5 protein-coding genes are annotated in these 6,352 nt (G+C 57.8%); 1 reads left to right on the top strand and 4 read right to left on the bottom strand.

Annotation, left to right across the window (positions count from 1 at the left end):
- Positions 1-93: 93 nt before the first annotated feature.
- From NW841_RS11330 to NW841_RS11315, 4 genes are all read right to left on the bottom strand, one after another.
- Entirely contained in the window at positions 94-561 is a 468-nt protein-coding gene (locus tag NW841_RS11330) for a DUF29 domain-containing protein (protein WP_414376516.1), read from the bottom strand.
- A 168-nt stretch (positions 562-729) separates the two neighbouring features.
- A complete protein-coding gene (locus tag NW841_RS11325) occupies positions 730-1,785 on the bottom strand; it encodes a permease (RefSeq protein ID WP_414386450.1) in 1,056 nt (351 codons plus the stop codon).
- Between the two features lie 80 nt (positions 1,786-1,865).
- Positions 1,866-3,002 (bottom strand): citrate synthase, encoded by a 1,137-nt coding sequence (locus NW841_RS11320; RefSeq protein ID WP_414366615.1) that lies wholly within the window; start codon positions 3,000-3,002, stop codon positions 1,866-1,868.
- Between the two features lie 202 nt (positions 3,003-3,204).
- Positions 3,205-3,747 carry an NYN domain-containing protein gene (locus NW841_RS11315; protein WP_414366617.1) on the bottom strand — a complete coding sequence of 181 codons (543 nt, stop codon included), beginning with the start codon at positions 3,745-3,747 and terminating at the stop codon, positions 3,205-3,207.
- Positions 3,748-4,059: 312 nt separating this feature from the next.
- Between NW841_RS11315 and NW841_RS11310 the strand changes: the two genes are divergently transcribed.
- On the top strand, positions 4,060-5,973 hold the full coding sequence (locus tag NW841_RS11310) for an ABC1 kinase family protein (protein WP_414376509.1): 1,914 nt from the start codon (positions 4,060-4,062) through the stop codon (positions 5,971-5,973).
- Positions 5,974-6,352: the final 379 nt, after the last annotated feature.

The following is a 6,352-nucleotide window of genomic DNA, read 5'->3' as shown; positions in this document are numbered from 1 at the left end:
AAGAAGTGGATCCCTATGGATTGCTTAACCCCGGCAAGATGCGCAGTTGGCAAGGGCGGGCTTCTGCTTGAAAGTGCCGAGAGGTCTCTATCCTTAGGCGATCTCTGAGTTTCCTCTTCCAAAAGAAGAGGGGCTTGGCAGCCAATCTTCTGCCAAGGCCAGCTCCAAAGCATAGGGACAAGTCTCCGGAAAGGCCGAGATATCCATACCGGTTTGCTGAGCTGCATGGCGGCGTGCCCGTTGATAGCTCTTTTCCAGTTGCTCGGCCAGATATCCTCTTAAGCTGGGGCTATCTTCGAGGGCCAATTCAATTTGGGTTCGCGCATCTGTGATGGAATCCAGCCAGCTATCTGAGCGGCGCTGAGGTTGATATTGCCACTTGAGCAAATGCAGGAGAAGGCGAGTTAATTGGCTGGTCATCCCTCGCCGTTCGCTCTTACCCAAATCCTCAACCTCTTCGATTAAATGGATTAGATCAATTTCTTGCCAACGTCCCTCCCGCAAGAGCTGGGTTGTTTGGGCAATCCACAAGTTAAAATCTGCAAAGTATAGGTTGCTCACGGTTCTATCCTGCCGCCCGTATGTAGTCGTTTCAGCTCCAGCCGGGACAATGCCCTCCTGCCCAACTTCTCAATCTCAGAGATCCTGGCACTCTGAATATCTCAGCCTAATCGCCGCTGACCCTGCAGTTAAGCTATCGTTCGCTGCGGGGAGCACCTATCCAAGATTTTAACCGCCGTAGTAATTGATGGCCAAAGCCCCTACCAAGGTGAACTGGAAAGTCAGGAGCACCAAGTAGAAAATGGCGCGGGGCCTGAACAAAGTCAGCATCAAGCCAATCGCCTTCAGGTCCACCATCGGCCCAAACACCATAAAGGCCAACAGGGATCCCGGCGTGAAGGTGGCGGCAAAGGAGAGGGCAAAAAAGGCATCCACCGTCGAGCAGATAGAAATGATCCCGGCCAGGGCCATCATGATCAGGATCGAGACCAGTTCATCTTGGCCATAATTTAGAACAAACGAACGCGGGATCACCGTCTGCACAAAGGCCGCCATCGCCGAACCCAGGATGAGCACGGATCCCAGCTCGCGAATCTCTCTAGCCCAGGTTTGCAGCAGCAACAATCCCTTTTGCCGCCAAGAGAGAGCAGGGGCAGCGGCCAGCGCTGCCCGATACACCTCTTCGGCAGTCTGCAGAGTGGCCAGGGATCCGCCAGCAGCCCCTTGAGCATGGTCCTGGGATCCAATCCAAAAGGTGCCCCCCTGCAACAACGGCGAGCAGGAGGTGCTTTTCAGAGCTGCCTCTTGGCAGCGGTTGCGCTGCAGCTCTCGCCAGACCGCCGGTTGCAACAAAGGCTCCAGATCTTTTTGCACGCTGAAGAGCAAGCCGATGGCCACGGCAATGCCAAAAGAAAAAAGAACCCGGTAGACCACCAGCTCCGGCATGCTGCGAAAGGCAATCCACGTGGAGAAGATCACGACCGGGTTAAACACCGGCGCTGCCAACAAAAAAGCCACCGCCACATAGGGTGGGATCCCTTTGATCACCAGTTGCCGGGCCACGGGCAGATTGCCGCATTCGCACACCGGAAAAAAGAACCCCAGGGCGCCACCGGCTACCGCGCTGCCGATTTTGCCTTTGGGTAGGAAACGAGCCAACTGGGATCCCTCTACGAACACGGCCATCAGCCCGGAGAGAAACACCCCCAAGAGCAAAAACGGCATGGCCTGCACCACAATGCTCAAGAAGAGGGTGAACCCGTCTCGCCAAAGGGGAGAATCCAAAGGGCTCAACGCACCACCTCACCCACGCATTTGGGCTCTATTGAGTTTGGATCCCGGCCCAGTGCTCTGTCAAACCGCTCTCAACCCCGCTCCTCGATGGGGATGTAGCGTTGCTGGCGTTCACCTGTGTACACCTGGGTGGGTCGGAAGAGCCGATTATCCGACAACTGCTCCCGCCAATGGGCCAGCCAACCCGCCACCCGGGCAATGGCAAATACCGGCGTAAACAAATCTTCCGGGATCCCTAGCTTGGCGTAGACCAACCCCGAGTAGAAGTCCACGTTGGGGTAAATTCCTTTGGGCCCCAGCAGCTCCGCACACACCCGCTCCACTTCCAGGGCGATGTCGTAGTACTTGTCGTGGCCGTAGCGCTCGAACAGCTCCTCGGCCAGCCGCTGCAGAATGGTGGCGCGCGGATCCTTCACCTTGTAAACGCGATGGCCCATGCCCATGATGCGCTCTTTTTTGGCCAGCTTCTCTTCGATAAACGAGCGCACATTTTCCACCGAGCCGATTTGCCGCAACAGCCTCATCACCTGTTGGTTGGCCCCCCCATGCAACAGCCCCGAAAGGGTGCCCACCGCCGTGGCCAGGCTGCTGTAGGGGCTGGCCAGGGTAGAGGCGCTTACCAGCAGGGCAAAGGTAGAGGCGTTGACCGTGTGTTCGGCGTGCAAGATCAGACAGGTATCGAAGATGCGGGCCAGCCAGGGATCCGGCTTCTTGCCGGAGAGCATGTAGAGAAAATTGGCGGCATGATCCAGGCTGTCGTCGGGGGGGATGGGATCGTTACCCTGGCGCATCTGGTGAAACATGGCCACCATGGTCGGCAGCTTGGCGAGCAGACGGGTAACCGTGCCAAACACATAGTCGGGATCCGCCTCCCGCACCGGATAGAACATCCCCAAGCCTGCCACGCAGGTTTGCAGGGCATCCATCGGGTGGCCCGACTCAGGAAACGACTTGATCATGTCGCGGATGCGGTATTTGACCCGCCGATGGCTGCGGACGGCCTGATCAAAGTTGTCCAGCTCGGATTGCGTCGGCAGCTTGCCGAAGATCAGCAGATAGGCCGTCTCCAAAAAGGTGCTGTGGGCCGTCAGTTCCTCAATGGGGATGCCCCGATACTCCAGGATCCCTGCCTGGCCATCGACAAAACTAATGTTAGAACGCGTGGCCGGAACGCCTTCTAGTCCAGGCTTGTATTCGCCATCTGCCATAGTCGGGTTCCTAGAATGAGCTCCCAAAGGAGAGAACAGGGGCTTCACTACATTCGCTACATTAAAGCAGATCTGGATCTCTGAAGCCAAATCGCGCTTTTGCCTACCCTGAGAAGGGCTTTGGCGACCTAGGCAACCCATATCAACCAGTGTGGGAGAGACCCTGCTCCGGTATCAGGTTTGCCTCAGAGCACCTCGCCAGTTAATGTATGGGATCCCGACCGGAGAGTCGCCAGCGGTTTAGGCGAGAGAGGGTCTCTGCGTCCAAGTAGGAATCAATACCCCGCCTGCTCGGTAGGCGCTTGGGCTTGATGCACCGGATCTGCTCTTGGGCCTCCTGCACTTCCGCCCACAGTTGTTCTGCCGAGATCCATTCTGCGTTGTAGCCGCCGATCACCCACTGCTGGACACGATCTGAGGTGGCTACCCGTACCCGATAGGTATCTGCTTGCAACTGAGCACAGAGCCGCTCGATGCAAGCGTCGGCAGTTTCCCCATAAGCGGTATAGAGAATCTCGATGCCGGAGGGAGAGCGCTCCTGTCGGGCGGGAGTGAACTGGGTATAGGCGTCGTACACCACAGTTGCCCGGTAGCCGCGGAAAGCCACGTAGCTGGCCAAAGACTCCACCAGGCGCAGACGCGCCAAGTCCATCAGGGAGCAACGTGCCAACTTCTTTAAGTTGGGCCAAGCTCCGATAATGTTGTAGCCATCAACCCATAAAACGGTGGGGAAGGAAGCTTGCATGCATAGTGGCAGATCCCTTGCCTAGGATCGCACCAATTGGTATCGGTTTGCAGCCGTATCTTAATCCCTATCAAAGAGCGCCGTAAAGCCCCTCTTGAGGCTGTCCCGCTCACAGTCTTGGGCTTGCAAGTCCTCACGGAAAGCAACCGTAAGGGATCCGCCTCAGACACAAAGCTTTCGTCTATGAGGCTTCCCTCGAGCGGTTGGGTGTTACTTTTCGCCTGAGTTCGGCCGCAGGTTTGGCGAGAAGACCATTTTCACCGCACCCGAGCCAGCAAGTTAAGATGTGTTACGAGATCCGTTGGGGCTTCTATGGGCGCAACACCGTCAACACCAGCAGTAACCAAACCCGTGGCAACACAGCATCGCCTGAGTTCGGCAGCGGCGGGGCCTGAGGCTGTTTTCCCTCCGTCGCAGCCAGCCCTGCGTTACAACCCGGAGCAAGTGGCTGAGCAATACCGGGGACGCTGGGATCTGGTGCTGGGGCGTCTATTCCAGTTGATCACCCCCTTTTTGGGCCTGTTGGCCTGGGTGTTTTGGGATCGCTGGCGAGGGGTGGAGCTGAAAAATCGGCCTAAGCACGCGGCACGGCTGCGGGAGATCCTCACGCAATTGGGGCCGACAGCTATCAAAATCGGCCAGGCCCTCTCCACCCGTCCCGATCTGGTCTCGCCTCTTTTTTTGGAAGAACTGGCCAAGCTTCAGGATGAGCTGCCCCCCTTCGACAATGCCACCGCCTTTGCCCTCATTGAGTCGCAAATCGGCCAACCGGTAGAGCAGATCTTTCGCGAGATTGGCCCGGAGCCGGTTGCCGCTGCCAGCCTGGGGCAGGTTTACCAGGCCTATCTGCACACAGGGGAGAAAGTCGCCGTCAAGGTGCAGCGGCCCGATTTGATCGGGCGCATTTCCCTGGACATGTACATCATCCGCAGTCTGGCCGCCTGGGCCAAGCGCACCTTCCGCCGCATCCGCAGCGACTTGGTGGGCATTGTGGATGAGTTCGCTGGGCGGCTTTACGAGGAGATGGACTACACCCAAGAGGGCCGCAATGCCGAGCGCTTCCTGGAGCTGTACCGCCACCCCTCCATCTACGCCCCGAAAATCTATTGGCAGTACACCCGCACCAAGGTGCTGACGATGGAGTGGATTGACGGCATCAAGCTAACCCAGCTTGACAAGATCACTGCGGCAGGTTTGGACGGGCGGCACCTGATCGAGATTGGGGTTAACTGCTCCCTTAAGCAGCTTTTGGAGCATGGCTTTTTCCACGCCGACCCCCATCCGGGCAACCTCTTGGCCATGTACGACGGGCGGCTGGCCTACATCGACTTTGGGATGATGAGCACCATCCAGCCCCACCAGCGCTACGGCCTGATCAAGGCCATCGTCCACTTGGTGAACCGGGATTTTGTTGCCTTGGCACAGGACTACGTGGATCTGGAGTTCCTGGATCCCAATACCGATCTCACCCCCATCATCCCTGCTTTGGAAGCTGTCTTTGCCGAGGCCCTGGGCAGCTCCGTGGCCGAGCTGAATTTTAAAAGCATCACGGATAGGCTCTCGGGAGTGATGTACGATTTTCCCTTCCGTGTGCCCGCCTACTACGCCCTGATCATCCGCTCTTTGCTCACTCTGGAGGGGATCGCCATTGGTTTGGATCCCAATTTCAAGGTGTTGAGCGTAGCCTATCCCTATGTGGCCCAGCGCCTGCTCACCGACCCGGCCCCAGAGCTGCGCACCTCGCTGCGGGAGCTGCTGTTTAACCAAGGGCAATTTCGCTGGAACCGCCTGGAGAACCTGCTGCGCAACGCCGCCAACAGCGAAGACTTCGACCTGCAGGGATCCCTGGAAAAGGCCATCGATTTTATCTTTTCCGAACGGGGGGCCTTCTTGCGGGAGCGGCTGGTGGATGTGCTTTTCTCCAGCTCGGGGAACGGAACCGCAGACGGCCTGGCTCATTTGCAACGCCTGTGGGAAATCCTCAGCAGCAACCCCGCCTTTCAGCCACTACAGCTTTTGCCCATTGTTGCCAAGATAGCTACCAAGCCGGAGGCCCAGCAACTGGGCCGGCAATTGGCCTCCCGCTGGTTGCAACGCTCGGCAGCTCGGCTTATCCGCGACCTATTGTTGTCGGAGGATGAGAAAAAGCCCGGCTCACCCGCTGCCCTGAACGGGCACAACGGGAGCCCTAAGCCGATGACAGCTTCAAAACCCGCTGCCGCCTGACCTTCCCCTTGCGCTGAACAGACCAAAACTTTCTGCTCCACAGGGCAACAAGACCAGCCTCCGGGCAAAAGCCTTGGGTTTCCTCGTGAGTGTCGGCTACTAAGAAGAGCAAGCCGGGAAAATCCCAGCAGCATCCTTTGGTGAGAGAAGCAGGCAGAAGGAACTTCCCCGGCTGAACCCAATTGTGCAGTCTCTTCAGCTAGAAACCGCAGGAGGCCCGCGCTCTGGCGTAGCCAGTCGTGAAGCGGGACGGAGTCCTTGTGTCGGGAGGAATGCGAGAAGCCGGACAACAATAAAAAGATAGGGGCATGCCCCAAGTCCTGACTATCTCCTGCAAGCTCAAGGTGTCTGCGTCGCAAGCCGCCAAGCTGGAGGCGAC

Origin of the sequence: Synechococcus sp. H60.3, assembly GCF_047462295.1 — a bacterium.
In the GTDB taxonomy this organism is placed as follows: domain Bacteria; phylum Cyanobacteriota; class Cyanobacteriia; order Thermostichales; family Thermostichaceae; genus Thermostichus.
This window is presented reverse-complemented; position numbering and strand designations above follow the sequence as displayed.